Origin of the sequence: Streptomyces sp. NPDC020362 (genome assembly GCF_040642095.1) — a bacterium.
Classification (GTDB): domain Bacteria; phylum Actinomycetota; class Actinomycetes; order Streptomycetales; family Streptomycetaceae; genus Streptomyces.
Window position 1 is genome coordinate 55,474 of the sequence record NZ_JBFAET010000021.1, and the last position, 21,167, is coordinate 76,640.

A 21,167-nucleotide genomic window follows, 5' to 3' on the forward strand; every position below is an offset into this window, starting at 1 on the left:
GCCGCGCCCCCACGGACCAGTCCGGCGAGACCGCCCCGGACGACTCCGGCGCCTTAGCCGGTGCCCTCTCCTCCGGCGGCGCCCTCGCCCCGGCCGGTACCGTCGCCTCCGCCGTTACCCCGGCCGGCGCCTCCGCCATTGCCCCGGCCGACGCCTTCGACGAAGCTCTCGACGACGCCGAACTGCGCACCGCCCGGGCCGCTTTGGCGCAGGGCCGCTGGCAGTCCGCCCGCTCGCTGCTGCTGCACACCGGCGACGACTGGGACCGCCGCGGCCACCGCGCCACCGTGCTCGCCGCCCAGCCGTACGCCGCCGCCTGGGCCCGCGAGTGGCAGCTCGCCGAGCCGGGCTCCGCCGACGCCACCACCCTGCTCGCCCTGACCCTGGTCCACCGCGCCCTCGGCGGCAAGGAGGAACCCGACCGGGCCCGCGAGGCCTGCACCACCGCCGCCGCGCTCGCCCCCGCCGACCCCACCCCCCTGCTCGGCCTGCTCCTGCTGGCGCGCACCATGGGCCCCGAGAAGGAACTGCTGCGCACCTTCGCCGAACTGCGCGACCGCCACCCCGAGCACCACCACGCCCACCATCTGCTGGTCGCCCGTCTCGCCGAGCGGCCCCCGGGCGGCCGGGCCGAGTCCCACGAGGCGTACGACCTGGCCGAGCGGGCCGCCGCCGAGGCCCCCGCCGACTCCCCGCTGGCCGTCCTGCCGGTGGTCGCCTACGCCGAGCGCTACCGCGTCCTGGCCGCCGCCGGGCTCGCCCCCGCGGACCCGGCCGCCTCCGGGCACTGGGCGGGCCCCCGCGCCCGGCGGATCCTGCGGGCCTGCTTCGACTGGTGGCTGGAGTGGGAGCACGACGACCACCCCCGCCGCCACGTCGACCTCAACCACCTGGCCTTCGCGATGTCCTGCGCCGGGCGCCCGGCCGAGGCGGCGGCCCTGTTCCAGCGCATCGGCCGCCACGCCACCCGGGCGCCCTGGTCCTATCCGCACCGCGACGGGTGGCAGTCCTTCCGAACCGCCCGGCGCTGCGCACTCGGCGGGACGTTTCCCGAGGCGTCCCCGACGGAGCCGTAGGCGTTCCCGAGGTGCCCGGGACGGAGCCGCAGGTGTTCCCGAGGCGTCCCCGACCGAGGCGTAGGCGTTTCCGAGGCGTGTCCGACCGAGCCCAGGCGTTCCCGCGGCGCCCCACCGAGCCGTGGGTGAGAAGTGATTACAGAAGTCTGACCACCGGCCGTACACCCTGGCCCCACGGGGCCCGAAGTGCTCGAATGAATGCGTGAACTCTGAACCATCCGAGGGACCCGACGCCCACGGCAGGCCGATCGGACGCCGTGTCTTCCTCGGCACCCTCGGCCTGGGCGCCTTCGGCGTGGCCACCGCACCCGTGCTGCAACGCGGACTGGAAGGCATCCTCGGCAGCCTCTCCGGCAAGGACCCGACGGGCCTGACCGGCCTGCTGCCCAACGGCGGCGGCTTCCGCTACTACTCGGTCGCAGCGTCCGTCCCGGACAAGGGGCCCGCCGACTACCGGCTGACCATCGACGGCCTGGTCGACCACCCGCGCACCTACACCCTCGCCGACCTGCGCGCCCTGCCGCAGACCCGGCTGGTCAAGGACGTCCAGTGCGTCACCGGCTGGCGGGTCCCGGGCACCCCCTTCGAGGGCGTACGGCTCTCCCGCCTGCTGGACGCGGCCGGTGTCCGGCCGACCGCCAAGGCCCTCCGCTTCACCTGCTTCGACGGCACCTACACCGAGAGCCTCACCCTCGACCAGGCCCGCCGCCCGGACATCCTGGTCGCCCTGCGCATGCAGGACAAGAACATCGGCCACGACCACGGCGGCCCCGTCCGCCTCTACGTCGCCCCCATGTACTTCTACAAATCCGCCAAGTGGCTCTCCGGCATCACCGTCACCGACCACGTCCAGCCCGGCTACTGGGAGAACCTCGGCTACGACGTCGACGCCTGGGTGGGCCGCTCGAACGGACGCACCGATGAGCCTACGAGCTGAGACCCCGGCGCCGCCGGGCGCCCGCATCCGCCGCTTCAGCCACGCCGAACGGTGGGTGCACCGCACGACGGCCCTGCTGATGGGCGTGTGCGTGGTCACCGCGGCCTGCCTCTACATCCCGGAGCTGGCCATACTCGTCGGCCGCCGCGCCCTGGTCGTCCGCATCCACGAGTGCGCCGGACTCGCCCTGCCCGTCCCCGTCCTGCTGGGCCTGGCCTCCCGCGCCTTCCGACACGACCTGCGCTTCCTCAACCGCTTCGGCCCGCACGACCGCACCTGGCTGCGTGCCGCGCTGGTCCGGGACAAGCGCCCCTCCTCGCGTCCGGCGGGCAAGTTCAACGCCGGCCAGAAGATCTACGCCGCCTGGATCGCCGGCGCCACCCTGGTCATGCTCGCCACCGGCCTGATGATGTGGTTCACCCATCTCACCCCGCTGATGTGGCGCACCTCGGCGACCTTCGTCCACGACTGGCTGGCCCTGACGATCGGCGTGGTCCTGGCCGGCCACATCGGCATGGCCCTGGGGGACCCGGAGGCCAGGCGGGGACTGCGGACGGGGTCGGTGAGCAGGGAGTGGGCGAAACGGGAACACCCGTTGTGGCGTCCCTAGACTTGAGGAGTGGCCCGGCCCAATGAAGAGGTCGAGGCGCTCCTGCAGGAGTACGCGGACCTCGTCGCGATCACGGGAGGCGACGCCTTCAAGGCGCGCGCCTACGAGAAGGCCGCGCGTGCCATCGGCGGTCATCCGGTCGACATCTCGCAGCTGGACGCGGACGGCCTCAGGGAGATCCCGAACGTGGGCAGGTCCATCGCGGAGAAGGTGACCGAGTACCTGCGCACCGGCACCATGGCGGTGGTCGAGGAGCGCCGGGCGAAGATCCCCGCCGGGGTCCGCGAGCTGATCACGATCCCCACCCTCGGCCCGAAGAAGGCACTGCGCCTCTACGAGGACCTGCACATCTCCTCGGTGGACGAACTGGCCGCGGCCATCGCGGCGGACGCACTGGCCGATCTGAAGGGGTTCGGCGAGAAGACGCAGGAGAACATCCTGCACGGGATCGAGCTGCTGCGGCAGGCGGGCGACCGTATCCCGGTCCACCTGGCCCTCGACACGGCCGAGGAGATCGTCGCCGAACTGTCCGCGGTGACCGGCTGCAAGCGCTGCACCTACGCCGGGTCGCTGCGGCGCATGCGGGAGACCATCGGCGACATCGACATTCTCGTCGCGGCGAACCGGTCGGCGCCCTTCATGGACGCCCTCGTCGCGCTGCCGACGACCGCGGAGGTGATCGCCCACGGCGGGAAGAAGACGTCGATCCGCACCCGCAAGGGGGTCCAGGTGGACCTGCGGGTGCTGCCGCCCGCGTCCTGGGGCGCCGGACTGCAGTACTTCACCGGGTCCAAGGGGCACAACATCCGCACCCGCACCATCGCCGTCCACCAGGGACTCAAGCTCTCGGAGTACGGCCTGTTCGACGCGGACAGCGGCACGTCGCTCGCCTCCCGTACGGAGGAGGAGGTCTACGACCGCCTCGGCCTGCCCTGGATCCCGCCCGCGCTCAGGGAGGACCGCGGCGAGATCGAGGCCGGGCTGCGCGGCGAGCTGCCCGAGGTGCTGACCGAGCGGGACATCCGCGGCGACCTGCACACCCACACGGACCTCACCGACGGCCTCGCGCCGCTGGAGACCATGGTGGAGGCCGCGGCCGAACGCGGGTACGCCTACTACGCGGTCACCGACCACGCGCCCAACCTGTACATGCAGCGCATGACCGACGAGAAGATCCTCGCCCAGCGCGAGCGGCTGCGGGAACTGGACGGCACCCGGCACCGGATGCGGCTGCTGCACGGCACGGAACTGAACATCGGCCCCGACGGAGAGGTGGACTGGCCCGAGGAGTTCCTGGCCGGCTTCGATCTGTGCGTGGCCTCCCTCCACTCCCACTTCGACCAGGACCGCCGGTCGATGACCCGCCGCCTCCTGCGGGCCTGCGAGAACCCGTACGTGAACGTCATCGGCCATCCCACCACCCGGCTGATCGGCAAGCGGCCGGGCGTCGACGCCGACTGGGACGCGGTGTTCGAGGCGTGCGCCCGCACCGGCACCGCGCTGGAGGTCAACGCCCAGCCCGACCGCCTGGACCTGCGCGACGAGGACATCGTGCGGGCCCGGCGGCACGGGGTGAAGTTCGCGGTGAACACCGACGCCCACTCCGTCCTCCATCTCGCCCACCTGCGCTACGGCGTCGGCACTGCCCAGCGCGGCTGGCTCACCAAGGAGGACGTGATCAACGCCTGGCCGCTGACCCGTCTGCGCCGCTTCCTGGCCAGGAGCGGGCGGGCCTGAACTCCGCCTCACCGCAGGGGCCGTGCTGTGAGGAGGCCGTCGTCCCCGAGTTCGACGCGGGTCCCGAGGGCGCGGCTGCAGCGGTCGAGAGCGGCGCACAGCCACGCGGTGTCCCGGGCCGACGCGTGCTCCAGACGCATCCGGCGCGCCTGCAGGGGCACCATCCCGAGGCCGGCCAGCCGGCCGGTGCCGGGCTCCAGCGAGGCCAGGTACAGCAGCCTGAGGTCGTCCCGGTAGTGCTCGTAGCCGCCAATGCCCTCGTAGTCGTCGACGAGGTCGCCGCAGCCGTACAGGACGAGCCGGTCCCGGTACACCTCCACCGGACGCGGGTGGTGCGAGGAGTGCCCGTGGACGACGTCCACGCCGGCGTCGACCAGCGCGTGGGCGAAGTGCACCTCGGCGCGGGAGACCCCGTAACCCCAGTTCGAGCCCCAGTGCACGGAGGCGACCACGATGTCGTCCGGCCGCCCGGTCCGCCGCAGGCGCTCGGCGAAGTCGGCCGCGGTCTGTGCGGTCGGCGCGGTGAACAGGGCCACCCCGCAGCCCTCGGCGGTCGCGGCCCAGCTGCGCGGGATACCGCTGGAGGGCATGCCGAAGGAGAAGACCAGCAGACGTCCGCCCGCCCGCAGCGGGACCGCCGCCGGCCGCCACGCCGCGGCCGCGTCCCGGCCCGCCCCCGCCGTGCGCAGCCCGGCCACCGCCAGGCACTCCAGCGTCTCCGAAAGGCCCGGCGGCCCGAAGTCGAGCACGTGGTTGTTGGCCAGGACGCAGACGTCCGGGCGCGCCACGGCGAGAGCGGGCAGGTTGTCCGGGTGCATGCGGTAGTGGACGCCCTTGCCCGGCGCGAAGTCCCCGCCCCGGGTGACGGCGGTCTCCAGATTGATCACCCGCACGTCGGGCGCGGCCCGCTCCAGCACCGGCAGCGCCTCGCCCCAGGGCCAGGAGTGGCCGGCCGGCCGCGGCACCGGTCCGTTCACCGCCTCCGCCAGGGCGACGTAGTCGCGGGCGTCGTGCACGTAGTCCTCGCGCAGCACGGGGTCGCCCGGGTGCGGCAGGATCTGGTCGACGCCCCGGCCGAGCATGACGTCACCGGCGAGGAACAGGGTGACGGGCCCCTCTCGCATGATCCGCGACTACACGTGCGCGGGCGCCATGTGGTCCGTGAACCAGTCGCGGGCCAGCTCGGTCACCTGCTCCAGCGTGCCGGGCTCCTGGAACAGGTGCGTGGCGCCGGGGACGACCTCGAGCCGGTTCTCGCAGTGCAGCCGTGCCTGTGCCTCCCGGTTGAGGGCGAGCACCTGCGGGTCGGCGCCGCCCACGACGAGCAGCGTGGGCGCCGTCACCTCGGACAGCCGCGCTCCGGCGAGGTCGGGCCGGCCGCCGCGGGAGACGACCGCGGCGGGGCGCGCGGACGGTTCGGCGGCGGCCCACAGGGCGGCGGCCGCGCCGGTGCTCGCGCCGAAGTAGCCGACGGCGAGCCCCTCCGCGTCGGGTTCCTCGCGCAGCCAGCCGGTGACCCCGGCCAGCCGCCCGGCCAGCAGCGCGATGTCGAACACATTGCGCCGGTCGCGCTCCTCGGCCTCGGTGAGCAGGTCGAACAGCAGGGTGCCGAGGCCGGCCCGGTTCAGTCCCTCGGCCACGAACCGGTTGCGCGGGCTGTGCCGGCTGCTCCCGCTGCCGTGGGCGAAGACGACGACGCCGGTCGCGCCCGCGGGCAGGGTGAGCCGCCCGCGCAGCCGTACCGCACCGGCCGCCACCGCCACCTCGCGGTCCTCGGAGCCGGTGCCGAAGCGCTCGTGGCGCCTGGCCGCCTCCCGCAGACAGGCCGTCACCTCCTCGTCGTCGACCTGGGTGAAGTCGCCGTAGAACTGGCCGATCGCGAAGAAGTCGGCCGGGGTGTCGAGGCAGACCAGCTCGTCCGCGTCCCCGGCGACGCGCCGGGCGAAGTCCCGTGGCGCCACGGGGACCGCGAGCACGATGCGTGCCGCGCCCCGGGCCCGGGCGATCCGGCAGGCCGCCCGCGCGGTGGAGCCGGTGGCCACGCCGTCGTCGACCACCACGGCGGTCCGGCCCGCGATGCCGACGGGAGCGTGCTCGCCCCGGTAGCGGGCGGCGCGCCGGGCGAGCACCTCGCGCTCGTGCGCCTCGACCCGGCCCAGGTCCGCCTGCCCCACGCCGGTGTGGCGCAGCACGTCCTGGTTGATCACCCGCACGCCGTCCTCGCCGATCGCGCCCATCCCCAGCTCCGGCTGGGCCGGCACGCCCAGTTTCCGTACCAGGCAGACGTCCAGGGGCGCGTCGAGCGCGTCGGCCACCTCCGCGGCCACCGGCACCCCGCCCCTGGGCAGTCCCAGCACCACGACGTCCTGGCCCCGCAGGTACTCCAGGCGGGCGCCCAGTCGCCGTCCCGCTTCGATCCGGTCGATGAAGAGCACGGCACGGCCCGTCATTCCCGGGACAGCCACAGCGGCGCGGGATTCTCCGCCTCGTCCGCTCCGACCGCCCTCATGTCGCCCGCGGCCGCGCGCAGCAGCAGCCGGCCCATCGCGATCAGCGCACGTCCGGCGGCGAGTTCGTCGCCTATGTCCGGCACGTCACGGTCGTAGGGGTTCCGGCGGGCCTCCGCGTGGCTCTCCAGGACGTTGTCACCGGTGTCCAGGACGATCCGGGCCGTGGTGTCCGGGTCGTGTTCGGACAGGTACAGGTTCAGCCGCCATTCCTTCACGGACGGAGGACGGTTGATCAGGGGTCCAGTCATCGTCCGTCTCTCCTCACTGCGCTGCGAGGCCACAGGACGCACCGACGCGTCACCTCTTCCACTGTGCACCGCACCGGCGGGCGGGCGCCTCCCCGGGCCCGTGCAGAATGTGGGGCATGACCACGCGCACCTGCCCCTGCGGCCGTCCCGAGTCCTACGACGCCTGCTGCGGCCGCTGTCACGAGGGTGCCGCGGCCCCGACCGCCGAGGCGCTCATGCGGTCGCGGTACAGCGCGTTCGTGAAGGGGGACGCGGGATATCTCCTGCGCACATGGCACCCCCGGACCCGCCCCGTGCGGCTGGACCTGGACGCGGGGACGAAGTGGACGGGCCTGGAGGTCCTCGACACCACCGACGGCTCCGCCTTCCACATCACCGGCACGGTGACCTACCGCGCCTCCTACCGCGGCGGCTCGCTGCACGAGCGCAGCCGGTTCGAGCGGGTGGACGGGGCGTGGGTGTACGTCGACGGGGACTTCCTCGAATAGGCCCCGGGCAGTGCGGCTACGGCGCCAGGATGTCCAGTTCGTGGAGGGCGCCCACGGTGATCTCCCGGGTCAGCTCCTCGGCGCGGACGCCGTCGCCGGCCCGGACCGCCTCGGCGACCTGGACGTGCAGGGTGACGGCCGCCGGGTCGGGGTCCTCGAACATCACCTCGTGATGGGTACGGCCGGCCAGCACCTCGGCCACCACGTCGCCGAGGCGGGCGAACATCTCGTTGCCCGAGGCCGTGAGGATGACCCGGTGGAAGGCGATGTCGTGGACCAGATACTCCTCCAGCCGGTGGCCGCGTGAGGTGGCCACCATGCCGAGTGCGCACTCGGTGAGTTCGGCGCACTGCTCTGGGGTGGCCTGCTTCGCGGCCAGGCCCGCCGCCACCGGCTCGATCGCCGAGCGCAGCACGGTCAGCGAGCGCAGCTGGTGCGGGCGGTCGGCGCCCGCCAGGCGCCAGCGGATGACCTGCGGGTCGTAGACGTTCCACGCGGCCTTGGGCAGGACCGTCACGCCCACCCGGCGGCGGGACTCGACCAGGTGCATGGACTCCAGCACCCGCACCGCCTCGCGCATCACGGAGCGTGACACCTCGAAGTGCTGGGCGAGTTCGTCCGTGCGCAGGACGCTGCCCGGCGGGTACTCGCCCGCCGTGATCGCGGGGCCGAGGGTGTCCAGTACGCGGCCGTGCAGCCCCCGGCCCGGTGTGCTCATGCACTCAGCGTACGGCTTGGATCACAGGCTCAAAAAGTCAGACTTATATGTCACACACCCTTGAATTAGTCGTACCTAATGGGTTTCAGTGTGGCCGACGCCGGATGTCGGCGTCGGATGTCGAGGAAGACAGCGAGGCATTCATGCGTACCCCCCACGTCGTCGTGGTGATGGGCGTCGCCGGGACGGGCAAGACCACGATCGGTCCGCTGCTCGCCGCCCGGCTGGGCGTCCCCTACGCCGAGGGCGACGACTTCCACCCGGAGGCCAACATCGCGAAGATGTCGGCCGGGATCCCGCTCGACGACACCGACCGGTGGCCGTGGCTCGACGCCATCGGCCACTGGGCACAGGGGCGGGCCGGGCTGGGCGGGGTGGTCAGCAGCTCGGCGCTGAAGCGGTCGTACCGCGACCGGCTCAGGTCCGTGGCTCCCGGGATCGTCTTCGTGCACCTCACGGGCGACCGAAGGCTCATCGAGGACCGGATGTCCCACCGCCGGGGCCATTTCATGCCCACGGCGCTGCTGGACTCCCAGTTCGCCACGCTGCAACCGCTTCAGCCGGACGAGGCCGGAGTCGCCGTGGACGTCGGCGGCAGCCGCGAGGAGATCGCCGACCGTGCCGTGAGGGCACTGGACGCGCTTCCCGACACCCCCGTGTAGCACCTCACCCGCTCACCCCGTACCTGCAAGGGAACACCCGTGACCAGACTCAGCGTCGAGATGCTGGCAGCGGACGCGCCTCCGCCGATCACCTCCGCCGGACACGCCCAACTGGGCATCGCCGTCCTGGTGGGCATCGCCGTGATCGTCCTGCTCATCACCAAGTTCAAACTGCACGCCTTCCTGGCGCTGACCATCGGCTCGCTGGCGCTGGGGGCGGTCGCCGGGGCGCCGCTCGACAAGGTGATCACCAGCTTCACCACCGGTCTGGGCAGCACGGTGGCCGGCGTGGGTGTCCTGATCGCGCTCGGGGCGATTCTGGGCAGGCTGCTGGCCGACTCCGGGGGCGCGGACCAGATCGTGGACACGATCCTCGCCAGGGCGTCGGGCCGCGCGATGCCGTGGGCGATGGTGCTCATCGCCTCCGTGATCGGCCTGCCGCTCTTCTTCGAGGTCGGCATCGTGCTGCTGATCCCGGTCGTGCTGATGGTCGCCAGGCGCGGCAACTACTCCCTCATGCGCATCGGCATCCCGGCACTGGCCGGCCTGTCCGTGATGCACGGCCTGATCCCGCCGCACCCCGGCCCGCTGGTCGCCATCGACGTGCTGCACGCCAACCTGGGCGTGACCCTGGCGTTCGGCATCCTCGTCGCCATACCCACGGTGATCGTCGCCGGTCCGCTGTTCTCGAAGGTCGCGGCCCGCTGGGTGGACGTCCCCGCCCCCGACCGCATGCTCCCGCAGCGCGCCTGCGGGGAACCGGAGCGTCGGCCCGGCTTCGGCGCGACGCTCGCCACCGTGCTGCTGCCCGTGGTGCTGATGCTGGCCAAGGCCCTGGTGGACATCGTCGTCGACGACCCCGCGAACGCCACCCAGCGGGTCTTCGACGTCATCGGCTCCCCGCTGATCGCGCTGCTCGCCGCCGTGCTCGCCGGCCTCTTCACGCTGGGCCGGCCCGCCGGGTTCAGCAAGGAGCGGCTCCAGCAGACCGTCGACAAGGGCCTGATGCCGATCGCCGGCATCCTGCTGATCGTCGGCGCGGGCGGCGGCTTCAAGCAGACGCTGATCGACTGCGGAGTGGGCCAGATGATCCTGGACATCTCCGGGAACTGGTCGATCCCGGCACTCCTGCTGGGCTGGTTGATCGCGGTGGTGATCCGGCTGGCGACCGGTTCGGCGACGGTGGCGACGGTCTCGGCCGCCGGTCTGGTCGCCCCGCTCGCGGCCGACATGTCGACCGCCCACACCGCCCTGCTGGTCCTCGCCATCGGCGCCGGCTCGCTCTTCTTCAGCTTCGTCAACGACGCCGGCTTCTGGCTGGTGAAGGAGTACTTCGGGCTGAGCGTGGGACAGACGGTCAAGACCTGGTCGTTGATGGAGACGATCATCTCGGTCGTCGCCGGCGGCCTGGTCCTGCTGCTGTCCCTGGTCGTCTAGCCATCATCCGGGCGCGATACGGCTCACCGAGGAGCGATACGGCGATGACGGCTCACCCTCTCGTCGGCATCGGCGGCCGCACCACCCAGGTCACCGGGTCCGGCCGGGGCATCGGCCTCGCGCCGGCCCGCCGGCCGGAGCCACTCGTCAAGGTACTGCTGGACTTCGCCGAGTGAGCGAAGGGGAGGGGCCGGGCCGCGAGGAGGCTACGGCCTTTGCCGGGCCGCTGAGGGCGTGCCGAGCGTCGGCAGCGGCGGCAGCTTCCCCCGGTACAGCCACGCCTCGAACAGACCGTCCAGCGGCTCGTCCGCGAACCGGGCCACGTGCTCGGTGAACGCCGCCGTCGTCACCGTCCCGTTCCGGTGCAGCCGCACCCAGCTGCGCAGCATGAGGAAGAACGCGTCGTCGCCCAGCGCGCAGCGCACCGCGTGCAGGGCCAGGCCGCCGCGCTGGTAGAGCCGGTCGTCGAACATCAGCCTGCGGCCCGGATCGGCCAGCCGCAGGTCCTGTGGCAGGGTGGACAGCAACCGGTGTGCCGCGGCGGCCAGTTGCTGGGTGCTGCGGCCGCCCGAGCGCTCGGACCACAGCCACTCCGCGTACTTGGCGAAGCCCTCGTTCAGCCAGATCTGCCGCCAGTCGGCGATGGACACGCAGTTGCCGAACCACTGGTGCGCCAGCTCGTGCGCCACCAGCCGTTCCGAACCCCGGGCGCCGTCCACGTGGTTGGAGCCGAACAGCGACAACCCCTGTGCCTCGACCGGCACATCGAGTTCCTCCTCGGTCACCGCGACCGCGTACTCGTCGAACGGGTACGGCCCGAACAGCTCCTGGAACAGCTCCATCATCGCGGGCTGCCGCGCGAAGTCCCGGGAGAACTCGGGGAGCAGCTGCGCCGGGATGTGCCCGTGCTGCGGCACGCCGCCCGGTCCCGGGTCGCCCAGCAGCACCGTCTGGAACTTGCCGATGGCCAGGCCGACGAGATAGCTGGAGGTGGGCGCGGACTGCTCGTACACCCAGGTGGTCGTCGAGGCCTTCGTCGTACGGGTCAGCAGCCGCCCGCCCGAGACCACCGCATAGGCGGACGGCGTGGTGACCGAGAGCAGGTAGGACGCCTTGTCGGCGGGCCGGTCGTTGCACGGGTACCAGGACGGCGCCCCGATCGGCTGGCTCGCCACCAGCGCCCCGTCCGCCAGCTCCTCCCAGCCCAGCTCGCCCCATGGGCTCACCACCGGCCTGGGGTTGCCGGACCAGTGGACCTCGACGGTGAAGGCGGCCCCGGCCCGTACGGGCTTGGCCGGGCGGATGCGCAGCCGTCCGCCCCGGTGCGTGTAGTGCGGCTGCCGGCCGTCCACCCGCACCCGGCCGATCTTGAAATCGGCCAGGTTGAGCTGGAACTCGCCGAGCGGCGCCCGGCCGGCGATGGCGTTGATCCGGGCGGTGCCCGCCAGCCGGTTCGGGCCCGGGCGGTAGTCCAGCGCGAGCTCGTAGCGGTGCACCCGGTAGCGGGAGTCACCGTTGTCCGGGAAGTACGGGTCCGGACCGACCGACTGCTGAACTGCCACTGCTGTGTCTGCTCCCTGCGCTGTGCCACCACTCGGTTCCGGTGCACCGCTCACCGACCCCGAGAGGGCCGCGCTCACGGACGCCATGCCTCGATCGGGTTGCCGAGCCAGCGGGTGTCGTCCGGGACGGACTCCCCGGCCATGACGAGCGACGCGGGCCCCAGGGTCGTACGGGCCCCGATCGTGCTGCCGGGCAGCACGATCCCGCCAGGACCCAGGGTGGCGCCCTCACGGAGGACCACAGTATCCGTCCGCAAGATCCGGTCGTGGAAGAGGTGAGTCTGCAGGACGCAGCCGCGGTTGACGGTGGCGGCGTCCTCCAGGGTCACCAGGTCCGTCTCCGGCAGCCAGTAGCTCTCCACCCACACGCCCCTGCCGACGCGCGCGCCGAGCCCGCGCAGCCAGGCCGTCATCACCGGCGTCCCGGGCGCGCCTCCGGCCAGCCACGGCACGGCCAGCACCTCGACGAACGTGTCCGCCAGCTCGTTGCGCCACACGAAGGAACTCCACAGCGGATGTTCCCCGGCCCGGTGCCGCCCCACGAGCAGCCACTTCGCGACGACGGAGACGACCGCCGCCAGGGCACCCGCCCCCAGCAGCACCGGACCCGACAGGGCCCAGGCCCACGGGCCCAGCGCGCACAGCGCCGCCACCGTCAGCACGGCCAGCGCCGCCGAGCACAGCACCGGCACGATCCTGCACAGCTCCACCAGACCGCGCGCCCACAGCAGCCGGGCCGGCGGCTCGTAGGTACGGCTCTGATCCCCGCCGGCGGCACTGCGCGGCAGCTTCACCGGCGGCAGCCCCAGATACGAGGTGCCCTTCTTCGCCTTCTTCGGCGTCGCCGACAGCACACCGACGAGGCCGCCGTCCGGCACGCTCCGCCCCGGCGCGGTCATCCCGGAGTTCCCGAGGAAGGCCCGCCGCCCGATCTCCGCGCGCCCGATCCGCACCCAGCCGCCACCCAGCTCGTACGGCGCCGTCAGCGTGTCGTCCGCCAGGAAGGCCCCGTCACCGACGGTGGTCAGGCTCGGCAGCGCGAGCACCGTCGACACCTCGGCGCCCCGCCCGATCCGCATGCCCAGCAGCCGCAGCCACACCGGCGTGGCCAGCCCGGCGTACAGCGGGAACAGTGTCTGACGGGACCGGTCCATCAGCTGCGTCACGGTCCACGCCTGCCAGCCGACCCTGCTGTGCGTCGGATGCGTGCCCTCGCGCAGCCCCAGGCTGAACAGCCGTACGCAGACCAGGATCAGCAGCGCGTAGGCCAGTCCGTAGGCCAGCGTGGCCGGGACCAGCCCGAGCGCGGCCCCGCCCAGGGCCCTTGCGAGGGAGGCTCCGGGTGCCACGAAGGCCCGTGCGACCAGCAGGGCGGCCACGCCCGACAGCAGCGGCAGGACGCCGAGCGCGATGCCCGCCACCCCGTACATCACCCGCCAGTACGTGCCCCGCTGCGGCCGCTCCTTCGGCCAGTTGCGCTTGGCCTTGCCGAGCTTGACCGCGGGCGCGCCCGCCCACCGCTGACCGGTGGGCACCTGCCCGGTCACCGCGGAACCCGGCGCCACCTCGGCCCGCTTGCCGATCCGCGCGCCCGGGAACAGCACGCTGCGCGTGCCGACGACCGCGTGCGCGCCGACCTTCACCGGCCCGATCTCCAGACGGTCACCGTCCAGCCAGTACCCGCACAGGTCCACCTCGGACTCCACGGCGGCCCCACGGCCCAGCCGCAGCATGCCGGTGACCGGAGGCAGCGAGTGCAGGTCCACCTCGGGCCCCACCCTGGCGCCCAGCGCCCGGGCGTACCGCTCCAGCCACGATCCGGTCAGCGAGGTGGCCCCGCTGAACTCGGCCAGCCGCTCGGCGGTCCACAGCCGCAGATGCATGCTCCCGCCGCGCGGGTACCGCCCGGGTTCCAGGCGCCGCAGCAGCAGCCGCGCTCCGCCCGCGGCGAGCGCGATCCGCCCGGGCGGGCTGAGGAACAGCAGCGCGCCGGCCGCCAGCAGCCACCACGGGGCGGTCGGCAGCCACGCGTACCCGGGCAGCAGGTTCCCGACCGCGGCCAGGACCAGCGTCCAGCGCAGCCCGAGCAGCGTGACCAGCGGGACGAGCAGCAGCAGCTGGACGGCCTGGGCGCGCAGCGGGACCGGGGCGACCGTCCGCCGCGAGCCGTCGTCCTGCGCCGAGGCCTCCAGCCGCCGGGCCAGCTTGCGCAGGGTGGGCTGCTGGTAGATGTCGAGGACGGCGGCGCTCGGATAGCGGGTGCGCAGCCGGGTGGTGAGCTGGGCGGCGGCCAGACTGCTGCCGCCGATCGCGAAGAAGTCGTCGGTGGCGGCGGTCACCGGGATGCCCAGCACCTCCGCCCACTGCTCGGCGAGCCAGGCCTCGGTGCCGTACAGGTCGGCCTTGGGGGCCTCCACACCCTCCAGGGGCCAGGGCAGAGCGTTGCGGTCCACCTTCCCGGACGTCCGGGTCGGAAGCTCGGCGACGGGCGCGAGCAGCGGCACGAGGGCAGCGGGCAGCTCGGTGCGCAGCTTCTCCACGGCGGCCGTGTGGTCCCAGCCCTCCTGGGTGACCACGTAACCGACGAGCAGCTGATTGCCGCTGCGGGCGCTGCGCACCGCGGCCGCGGCCCCGGCGACGCCGGGCAGCGCCTGGAGCGCCGCGTCCACCTCGCCCAGCTCGATCCGCCGCCCGCCGAGCTTGATCTGCTCGTCGGCCCGCCCGAGGAAGATCAGCCCTTCGGGCTCGGCCCTGACCAGGTCACCGCTGCGGTAGGCCCGCTCCCAGCCCAGCGACGGAAGCGGCGCGTACTTCTCCGCGTCCTTCCCGGCGTCGAGATACCGCGCGAGACCGACCCCGCCGATCACCAGCTGCCCGCTGCCGCCCAGGGGCACGGGCTCACCGGCCTCGTCGACGACGGCCAGCTCCCACCCGTTCAGCGGCAGCCCGATCCGCACCGGCTCCTCACCCGTCAGGAGCGACGCACAGGCCACGACGGTGGCCTCGGTCGGCCCGTAGGTGTTCCACACCTCGCGCCCCTCGGTGACCAGCCGCTGCGCCAGCTCGGGCGGACAGGCCTCGCCGCCGAAGATCAGCAGCCGTACGTCGTTGAGGGTCTCGGGCTCCCACAGTGCGGCCAGCGTCGGCACGGTCGACACGACGGTGATCTCCTGCTCGACCAGCCAGGGCCCGAGATCGGCACCGCTCCTGACCTGCGACCGGGGCACCGGCACCAGACAGGCGCCGTACCGCCAGGCCAGCCACATCTCCTCGCAGGAGGCGTCGAAGGCGACGGACAGCCCCGCCATGACCCGGTCGCCGGGCCCGATCGGCTCGTCGGTCAGGAAGAGGGCCGCCTCCGCGTCCACGAACGCGGCCGCGCTGCGGTGCGTGACGGCGACGCCCTTGGGCTTCCCGGTGGACCCGGAGGTGAAGATGATCCAGGCGTCGTGCTCGGCGCCGGGCCGTGCGGCGGGGGAGCCGGAGGTGCCCTGGACGGTGATGGTGTGCCCGGCCCCGACGACGGCCCGCACATCCGCCTCCCCGAACACCAGCTCGGCCCGCTCGTCCGGGTCCTCGGCGTCGACGGGCACATAGGCGGCACCGGCGGAGAGCACGGCGAGAATCGCGACGTACAGGTCATTGGTCCCGGAGGGAACCCGCACACCGACCCGGTCCCCGAGCCCGACCCCGTGACCGGCGAGCCGCCGCCGCAGCCGCTCCACTTCCACGGCCAGCGCACGGTAGGTGAGGCGGCGGGTGCCGTCGTCCAGGGCCGGCTCGTCCGGGTACGACCGCACGGACGCGTCGAAGACGTCGACCAGCGTGCGCGGTGAAGCGGCAGGCGCCGCGGAGAAACGTGCCCTGTCGCCGAACTGCGTGCGGAACTCTTCGTCGAGCAGGCCGAGAGCGCTGCTCTCGTCTATGGCTGCCATCGGTCCTCGCGTCTCGATCCCGGAAGCCTCCGGGGCGCTGGCGGGCCCGCAGGTCTGCCTGGGGTTGTCCGGCTCCAGCTCGGTAACAAGCCGGATATTTTAGTACGACGCTAGGTGCCGCCCCTTCGTCCGGCCACTCGGGAGGGCTGTCGGGGTGACGGGCAGTGGACTGCCCCAACGGTGCTGACCTGCTGGTTTGCGAATCGGACGAGAGATGCCCCACACGCACTGCGAGGGGACGGACACTCAGGGCAATTCACGCCGCCGTCAACAGTCGCCGCCGCCCGCAGCCCGCTGCCCGCCGTGCGACCGGGCTGCCGGAGCCGGTCCATCCGTGGCAGCAGGCTGCCGGAGAAGCGGACTGTGGTCACCGGCGGGTGGGCCATCCCGCCGCCGACCGCCCCCGCGTGCGGGTGTTGCGTCAGGGGGAGTTGGGCAGGGCGTGCGGGACGCAACGGTGCAACCGGCCTTGCCCGTCGGTCATTTCCCGTGATCCACCCGGGTGGCGCAGCCTGGGGAGGACATGCAGAAGGCCCCTGGGATTCAGGGGCCTTCGCTGGTGTCCGAGGGGGGACTTGAACCCCCACGCCCGATAAAGGGCACTAGCACCTCAAGCTAGCGCGTCTGCCATTCCGCCACCCGGACAAGGTGTCTGTCGTGCGGGGTTTCCCCCGCGGCGACGAAGGAAACATTACCAGGCTTTCGGGGTGACGATCACACCCAGTCCCCGCGGCCCGGTCGGCGTGAACTGCGTGTGACGGGCCGGGACCGGCCTTGGGCCCGGGCCGGACCGGAGAGAGGATGAGGAGGACCACCAGCAGCGACAGCGGGAGGAAGCAGCGTGAGCGAGAGGGACACCGCCAAGGGCGTCACCGGCGAGGACGAGGTCGTGGACCTCTGCCGCGAGCTGATCCGGTTCGACACCAGCAACTACGGCGACCACTCCGGCCCGGGCGAGCGCAAGGCCGCCGAGTACGTCGCCGAGAAGCTCGTCGAGGTCGGGCTGGAGCCGAAGATCTTCGAGTCCTATCCGGGGCGCGCGTCCACCGTCGCCCGGATCGAGGGCGAGGACCCGTCCCGGCCCGCGCTGCTGATCCACGGCCACCTGGACGTCGTACCGGCCAACGCCGACGACTGGACCCACCACCCGTTCTCCGGCGAGGTCGCCGACGGGTGCGTGTGGGGCCGCGGGGCCGTCGACATGAAGGACATGGACGCCATGACCCTCGCGGTCGTGCGGGACCGGCTGCGCAGCGGGCGCCGCCCGCCGCGGGACATCGTCGTCGCCTTCCTCGCCGACGAGGAAGCGGGCGGCACCTACGGCGCCCGGCACCTGGTCGACCGTCACCCCGACCTGTTCGACGGCGTCACCGAGGCGATCAGCGAGGTGGGCGGGTTCTCGTTCACGGTGAACGAGCAGCGGCGGCTGTACCTGATCGAGACAGCCCAGAAGGGCATGCACTGGATGAAGCTGACCGTGGCCGGCACCGCCGGACACGGGTCGATGATCCACCGGGACAACGCCATCACCGAGCTGTCGGAGGCCGTGGCCCGGGTCGGGCGGCACAAGTTCCCGGTGCGGGTCACCAAGACCACCCGGGCCTTCCTCGACGAGCTGGGCGACGCGCTCGGCACCGAGCTGGACCCGGAGGACATGGAGGCCACCCTGGCCAAGCTCGGCGGGATCGCGAAGCTGATCGGCGCGTCCCTGTCCAACACCGCCAACCCCACCCAGCTGAACGCCGGTTACAAGGTCAACGTCATCCCCGGCGAGGCCACCGCACACATCGACGGACGGTTCCTGCCGGGCCACGAGGAGGAGTTCCTCGCCGACCTCGACCGGCTGCTCGGGCCCAACATCCGCCGCGAGGACGTGCACGCCGACAAGGCGATCGAGACCACCTTCGACGGGGCGCTCGTCGAGGCCATGCAGTCCTCGCTGCTGGCCGAGGACCCGACCGCCAAGGCGATCCCCTTCACGCTCTCCGCCGGGACCGACGCCAAGTCCTTCGACGACCTCGGCATCCGCGGCTTCGGCTTCGTGCCGCTCAAGCTGCCGCCGGAGCTGGACTTCGCCGGCATGTTCCACGGTGTGGACGAGCGGGTGCCGGTGGACGGGCTGAAGTTCGGTGTACGGGTGCTCGACCGTTTCATCGACGCGTCGTGAGGTTCTGGGCCCAGGTATTCGGGCGCCCGTGCGAGATCGACTGAGAAGAGTGAATGAGACCATAAGCTCGTAGCTCCATTACTTCCTCCTCGTTACAGGTAATGCGATCTGCAACGCGAGATCGCATTGTCAACAAGGAGGAATAATGGTCAAGAAGATCGTCGCTGCCGCGGTTGCCACCAGTGGTCTGGTTCTCGCCGGCGCGGGCATGGCCGCCGCCGACTCCGGTGCCCAGGGTGCCGCTGTGCACTCCCCGGGCGTCGTCTCCGGCAACGTCGTCCAGGTGCCCGTGCACGTCCCGGTGAACGTCTGTGGCAACACGATCAGCGTGATCGGGCTCCTGAACCCTGCCTTCGGCAACACCTGCATCAACAAGTGACGTCGACTCCCTGAGGGGGGGCGTACTTTTCGAACCGTCGGCCCTGGAGCGCGCGCCATGTGCTCCGAGGCCGACCGGTCTTTTTTCCGTGGAACTCCTTTTCGCGGAAACGCACAGAAAATCGAAGGCAGGGGAAATCCAGAAATGCGACAGGGCACCCGCAAGGGCCTGATGACGGTGGCGGCGGCCACCGGTGTGATCGCCGCCGCGAGCGGCTACGCCCAGGCCGCCTCGGGCGCGGCCGGCTCCGCGGTCGGTTCGCCCGGCGTACTGTCGGGCAACACGGTGCAGGCGCCGGTGCACGTGCCGGTGAACGTCTGCGGCAACACCGTGAACGTCGTCGGGGTCCTCAACCCGTCGGTCGGCAACGCATGCGCCAACGACGACGGGCGCGGCTCGGGGGGGCACGGGGGCAGCGGCGGCCACGGTGGCTCCGGCGGCTCGCACGCGGGCGGCAGCACGAGCGGTTCGCCGGGCGTCGGCTCCGGCAACACCGTCCAGGCGCCGATCGACGTTCCGGTCAACGTCTGCGGCAACAGCGTGAACGTGATCGGCGTCGGCAACGCCGTCAAGGGCAACGACTGCGTCAACGGCGGCGGACACCACGGCCGGCCGCCGGGAGGCGGGCACGAGAACCCGCCCGGCCACCCCGGACATCCGGGTCACCCCGGTCAGCCTGGCCACCCCGGGCACCCCGGGCACCCCGGACATCCGGGTCACCCTGGCCAGCCCGGACACCCCGGCCAGCCGGGTCATCCGGGTCAGCCCGGGCACCCGGGTACGCCGGGCAAGCCCGGAACGCCGGGCCACCCGGGGACTCCGCCCGCCAACCAGGGCCACACGCCTCCCGGCGGGTCCCATGCCACGCAGCCGGGAGGCGGCTCCGGCGGGTCGTCGGCCGGCGGCCAGCTCGCTCACACCGGCAGTGACCTTCCGCTGGGCCTGACGCTGCCGGCAGGCGCCGGCGCGCTGCTCGCGGGTGCGGTGCTGTACCGCAAGGCCCGGGCCCAGGCGTAACGCGACGGGTCGTGCGAAACGGAGCGGGCCCCGCAGAGGTGGCGGGGCCCGCTCCGTTCATGCGTCCCGCCTCACCATGTGGCCCGCACCTGGCGGATGATCCGTCGGCGCAACCGCACCCTGCGGCTGCCGTCGCGCATCAGGCTCAGTCGGTCCAACTCCCAGTGTCCGTACTCGGCATGGTCCGTCAGTAGACGTGTGGCCTCCTTGCGGGACACCCCGCGAGGTACGTACACGTCGACAAATTCGTATTCCGGCATCGCATCTATTGTGCGGGCTGGTGCCCGGTACGGATAGCGTCTGCACTATGTCTGATGCTGTGCAGCCCACCGCTGCCGAGGTACGCGCCGCCGCCGAGGCGATCAAGACCGCGCTCGACCGTCATCTGGCCGCGGTCGAACGCAGGTCGGGGGAGGACGACCCGGCCGTCTACGAGGCGTTCAACCAGCTGGCCGCGGCCGCCGAGGCGTACGACGAGCTGCTCTACGACCGCTACGACGAGGTCACGCCGTTCGAGATTCCCGGTGCGGACGACTCGCTTCCGCCGTACGCGGGTCCGGAGGAACCCAACGCGATCAGCGTGCTGATCCGCCGCGACTACGCCGTGGCGGAACCCCAGCGGCTGCTGGCGCAGGCCCAGCGGGTCGAGGCGGTCGAGTACGAGGACGGCGGCGGTGCGGGCGAGGACGCCGCCGCCACGGTCCACGGGGCGCTGGGCATCCTGTTCGGCGAGTTCGAACCGGACGAGATCGCCTCCCGGCACAAGGAGTTCGGCCTGGAGGAGGGCGACTCCACGCTGTGGGTCACCGCCGCGGACGAGCCGACCGATCCGGGTGAGTGGCTGGAGGCCCCCTTCGAGCAGGTCGACCCGCAGCGGGTGGTGTGCCGGTTCGATGTGAGCGCGGTGTTCGACGACGTCTCCGACGACCTCGACGAGGAGGACGACCTCGAGTACGACGGGGAGGACGGGGACGACGGGGAGGATCTGGAGCGGCTGGACGCCGAGCGGTAGGGGTGCGATGCGGTGGTGGGGGGGGGGGGGCGGGGCCGCCCCCCCCCCGCCCCCCGGCGGGGGGCCGGGCGGCGGGGGGGGGGCCCCCCGCGGGGGGGGCCCCGCGTCCCCCCCCCCCCGCGGGGGGGGCCCCCCCACGTCTGGTCGTCGTTGCCATCGTGCTGTCCGCGCTGAACCTCCGCCCCGCCATCACCAGCCTCGGCGCGCTCCTGGAGGAGGTCCGCGACGGGCTCGGCATGAGCGGCAGTGTGGCCGGGCTGCTGACCTCCGTGCCCCCGCTCTGCTTCGCCGTCTTCGGCGTCACCGCGCCCCGCCTGGCCCGCCGCTTCGGACCGGGTGCCGTGGTGTGCGCCGGCATGGCCGCCATCACCGGGGGCCTGCTGATACGGCCGTACACCGGGAGCACGGCCGGTTTCCTGGCCGCCAGCGCACTCGCCCTCATGGGCATCGCCGTCAGCAATGTGCTGATGCCGGTCATCGTCAAGCGCTGGTTCCCCGACCGGGTCGGCTCCATGACCGGCCTGTACTCGATGGCCCTCGCCCTTGGTACGTCCACCGCCGCCGCCGTGACCGTGCCCCTGACCGACGCCCTGGGCGGCAACTGGCAGTCCGGGCTCACCGTGTGGGCGGGGCTGGCGCGACCTTGTGGAGTTCTGCGCGCTGACCGGGAAC

Annotated in this window: 20 protein-coding genes and 1 tRNA gene; 13 read left to right on the forward strand and 8 right to left on the reverse strand. The window is 72.7% G+C overall.

Annotation, left to right across the window (positions count from 1 at the left end; translation table 11 throughout):
- Nucleotides 1-137: 137 nt before the first annotated feature.
- From AB0H32_RS11785 to polX, 4 genes are all read left to right on the forward strand, one after another.
- Entirely contained in the window at nucleotides 138-1,076 is a 939-nt protein-coding gene (locus AB0H32_RS11785) for a hypothetical protein (protein ID WP_361118127.1), read from the forward strand.
- Between the two features lie 202 nt (nucleotides 1,077-1,278).
- Nucleotides 1,279-2,013 carry a molybdopterin-dependent oxidoreductase gene (locus AB0H32_RS11790; protein ID WP_361118076.1) on the forward strand — a complete coding sequence of 245 codons (735 nt, stop codon included), beginning with the start codon at nucleotides 1,279-1,281 and terminating at the stop codon, nucleotides 2,011-2,013.
- Complete coding sequence (locus AB0H32_RS11795) at nucleotides 1,997-2,623, forward strand: cytochrome b/b6 domain-containing protein (RefSeq protein WP_361118079.1); 627 nt, start codon at nucleotides 1,997-1,999, stop codon at nucleotides 2,621-2,623. The genes AB0H32_RS11790 and AB0H32_RS11795 overlap by 17 nt, the downstream gene beginning before the upstream one ends.
- A 9-nt stretch (nucleotides 2,624-2,632) precedes the next feature.
- Nucleotides 2,633-4,360, forward strand: a complete 1,728-nt coding sequence (gene polX, locus AB0H32_RS11800) for a DNA polymerase/3'-5' exonuclease PolX (protein ID WP_361118082.1) — start codon at nucleotides 2,633-2,635, stop codon at nucleotides 4,358-4,360.
- Nucleotides 4,361-4,368: 8 nt separating this feature from the next.
- Here polX and AB0H32_RS11805 read toward each other — a convergent pair whose 3' ends face one another.
- From AB0H32_RS11805 to AB0H32_RS11815, 3 genes are read right to left on the reverse strand one after another with little or no spacing between them, the layout of a single operon-like run.
- A complete protein-coding gene (locus AB0H32_RS11805) occupies nucleotides 4,369-5,484 on the reverse strand; it encodes a CapA family protein (RefSeq protein ID WP_361118085.1) in 1,116 nt (371 codons plus the stop codon).
- A gap of 9 nt (nucleotides 5,485-5,493) precedes the next feature.
- A complete protein-coding gene (locus tag AB0H32_RS11810; protein ID WP_361118129.1) occupies nucleotides 5,494-6,795 on the reverse strand; it encodes a phosphoribosyltransferase family protein in 1,302 nt (433 codons plus the stop codon).
- A gap of 11 nt (nucleotides 6,796-6,806) precedes the next feature.
- A complete protein-coding gene (locus tag AB0H32_RS11815) occupies nucleotides 6,807-7,118 on the reverse strand; it encodes a dsRBD fold-containing protein (protein WP_361118088.1) in 312 nt (103 codons plus the stop codon).
- Nucleotides 7,119-7,234: 116 nt separating this feature from the next.
- On the opposite strand from AB0H32_RS11815, the gene AB0H32_RS11820 reads away from it, so the two are divergent.
- A complete protein-coding gene (locus tag AB0H32_RS11820) occupies nucleotides 7,235-7,606 on the forward strand; it encodes a YchJ family metal-binding protein (protein ID WP_361118091.1) in 372 nt (123 codons plus the stop codon).
- A gap of 16 nt (nucleotides 7,607-7,622) precedes the next feature.
- On the opposite strand, the gene AB0H32_RS11825 is transcribed toward AB0H32_RS11820, so the two are convergent.
- Nucleotides 7,623-8,324, reverse strand: coding sequence for a FadR/GntR family transcriptional regulator (locus AB0H32_RS11825; protein ID WP_361118094.1), 702 nt, complete (start codon nucleotides 8,322-8,324; stop codon nucleotides 7,623-7,625).
- A gap of 143 nt (nucleotides 8,325-8,467) precedes the next feature.
- On the opposite strand from AB0H32_RS11825, the gene AB0H32_RS11830 reads away from it, so the two are divergent.
- Genes AB0H32_RS11830 through AB0H32_RS11840 form a run of 3 tightly spaced genes read left to right on the forward strand, consistent with a single transcriptional unit; the run spans nucleotide 8,468 to nucleotide 10,599 of the window.
- Entirely contained in the window at nucleotides 8,468-8,986 is a 519-nt protein-coding gene (locus AB0H32_RS11830) for a gluconokinase (protein WP_361118097.1), read from the forward strand.
- A 39-nt stretch (nucleotides 8,987-9,025) separates the two neighbouring features.
- Nucleotides 9,026-10,423: a gluconate:H+ symporter gene (locus AB0H32_RS11835; RefSeq protein WP_361118100.1), complete on the forward strand. Its 1,398-nt coding sequence runs from the start codon at nucleotides 9,026-9,028 to the stop codon at nucleotides 10,421-10,423.
- Between the two features lie 44 nt (nucleotides 10,424-10,467).
- Complete coding sequence (locus AB0H32_RS11840) at nucleotides 10,468-10,599, forward strand: hypothetical protein (protein WP_361118103.1); 132 nt, start codon at nucleotides 10,468-10,470, stop codon at nucleotides 10,597-10,599.
- A 30-nt stretch (nucleotides 10,600-10,629) separates the two neighbouring features.
- Here the strand turns inward: AB0H32_RS11840 and AB0H32_RS11845 are convergent, their stop codons facing one another.
- From AB0H32_RS11845 to AB0H32_RS11855, 3 genes are all read right to left on the reverse strand, one after another.
- Nucleotides 10,630-11,985: a M1 family metallopeptidase gene (locus tag AB0H32_RS11845; protein WP_361118106.1), complete on the reverse strand. Its 1,356-nt coding sequence runs from the start codon at nucleotides 11,983-11,985 to the stop codon at nucleotides 10,630-10,632.
- Nucleotides 11,986-12,059: 74 nt separating this feature from the next.
- Nucleotides 12,060-15,920 (reverse strand): Pls/PosA family non-ribosomal peptide synthetase, encoded by a 3,861-nt coding sequence (locus tag AB0H32_RS11850; RefSeq protein ID WP_361118109.1) that lies wholly within the window; start codon nucleotides 15,918-15,920, stop codon nucleotides 12,060-12,062.
- Between the two features lie 557 nt (nucleotides 15,921-16,477).
- Nucleotides 16,478-16,565: transfer RNA gene (locus tag AB0H32_RS11855), tRNA-Leu, on the reverse strand.
- Between the two features lie 196 nt (nucleotides 16,566-16,761).
- Between AB0H32_RS11855 and AB0H32_RS11860 the strand changes: the two genes are divergently transcribed.
- The 3 genes from AB0H32_RS11860 (at nucleotide 16,762) to AB0H32_RS11870 (ending at nucleotide 19,483) form a co-directional block, all read left to right on the forward strand.
- Nucleotides 16,762-18,087 (forward strand): M20/M25/M40 family metallo-hydrolase, encoded by a 1,326-nt coding sequence (locus AB0H32_RS11860; RefSeq protein ID WP_361118112.1) that lies wholly within the window; start codon nucleotides 16,762-16,764, stop codon nucleotides 18,085-18,087.
- Nucleotides 18,088-18,232: 145 nt separating this feature from the next.
- A complete protein-coding gene (chpH, locus tag AB0H32_RS11865) occupies nucleotides 18,233-18,466 on the forward strand; it encodes a chaplin ChpH (RefSeq protein ID WP_361118115.1) in 234 nt (77 codons plus the stop codon).
- A gap of 144 nt (nucleotides 18,467-18,610) precedes the next feature.
- A complete protein-coding gene (locus AB0H32_RS11870) occupies nucleotides 18,611-19,483 on the forward strand; it encodes a chaplin (RefSeq protein WP_361118118.1) in 873 nt (290 codons plus the stop codon).
- 71 nt (nucleotides 19,484-19,554) lie between these two features.
- On the opposite strand, the gene AB0H32_RS11875 is transcribed toward AB0H32_RS11870, so the two are convergent.
- Complete coding sequence (locus tag AB0H32_RS11875) at nucleotides 19,555-19,743, reverse strand: DUF5703 family protein (protein WP_046732800.1); 189 nt, start codon at nucleotides 19,741-19,743, stop codon at nucleotides 19,555-19,557.
- A 47-nt stretch (nucleotides 19,744-19,790) separates the two neighbouring features.
- Here AB0H32_RS11875 and AB0H32_RS11880 point away from each other — a divergent pair, with 47 nt between their 5' ends.
- Entirely contained in the window at nucleotides 19,791-20,495 is a 705-nt protein-coding gene (locus AB0H32_RS11880; protein ID WP_361118121.1) for a hypothetical protein, read from the forward strand.
- 140 nt (nucleotides 20,496-20,635) lie between these two features.
- Nucleotides 20,636-21,167, forward strand: a 532-nt coding sequence (locus tag AB0H32_RS11885) for an MFS transporter (protein ID WP_361118132.1), incomplete at its 3' end; no start/stop codon positions are given.

Excerpts from the sequence above, each read along its gene's own strand:
- AB0H32_RS11805 (WP_361118085.1), bottom strand. The coding sequence starts at position 5,484 with ATGCGAGAGGGGCCCGTCACCCTGTTCCTCGCCGGTGACGTCATGCTC.
- AB0H32_RS11850 (WP_361118109.1), bottom strand. The coding sequence starts at position 15,920 with ATGGCAGCCATAGACGAGAGCAGCGCTCTCGGCCTGCTCGACGAAGAG.
- AB0H32_RS11870 (WP_361118118.1), top strand. The coding sequence starts at position 18,611 with ATGCGACAGGGCACCCGCAAGGGCCTGATGACGGTGGCGGCGGCCACC.
- AB0H32_RS11795 (WP_361118079.1), top strand. The coding sequence starts at position 1,997 with ATGAGCCTACGAGCTGAGACCCCGGCGCCGCCGGGCGCCCGCATCCGC.
- AB0H32_RS11820 (WP_361118091.1), top strand. The coding sequence starts at position 7,235 with ATGACCACGCGCACCTGCCCCTGCGGCCGTCCCGAGTCCTACGACGCC.
- AB0H32_RS11830 (WP_361118097.1), top strand. The coding sequence starts at position 8,468 with ATGCGTACCCCCCACGTCGTCGTGGTGATGGGCGTCGCCGGGACGGGC.
- AB0H32_RS11840 (WP_361118103.1), top strand. The coding sequence starts at position 10,468 with ATGACGGCTCACCCTCTCGTCGGCATCGGCGGCCGCACCACCCAGGTC.
- AB0H32_RS11815 (WP_361118088.1), bottom strand. The coding sequence starts at position 7,118 with ATGACTGGACCCCTGATCAACCGTCCTCCGTCCGTGAAGGAATGGCGG.
- AB0H32_RS11825 (WP_361118094.1), bottom strand. The coding sequence starts at position 8,324 with ATGAGCACACCGGGCCGGGGGCTGCACGGCCGCGTACTGGACACCCTC.
- chpH (WP_361118115.1), top strand. The coding sequence starts at position 18,233 with ATGGTCAAGAAGATCGTCGCTGCCGCGGTTGCCACCAGTGGTCTGGTT.
- AB0H32_RS11875 (WP_046732800.1), bottom strand. The coding sequence starts at position 19,743 with ATGCCGGAATACGAATTTGTCGACGTGTACGTACCTCGCGGGGTGTCC.
- AB0H32_RS11880 (WP_361118121.1), top strand. The coding sequence starts at position 19,791 with ATGTCTGATGCTGTGCAGCCCACCGCTGCCGAGGTACGCGCCGCCGCC.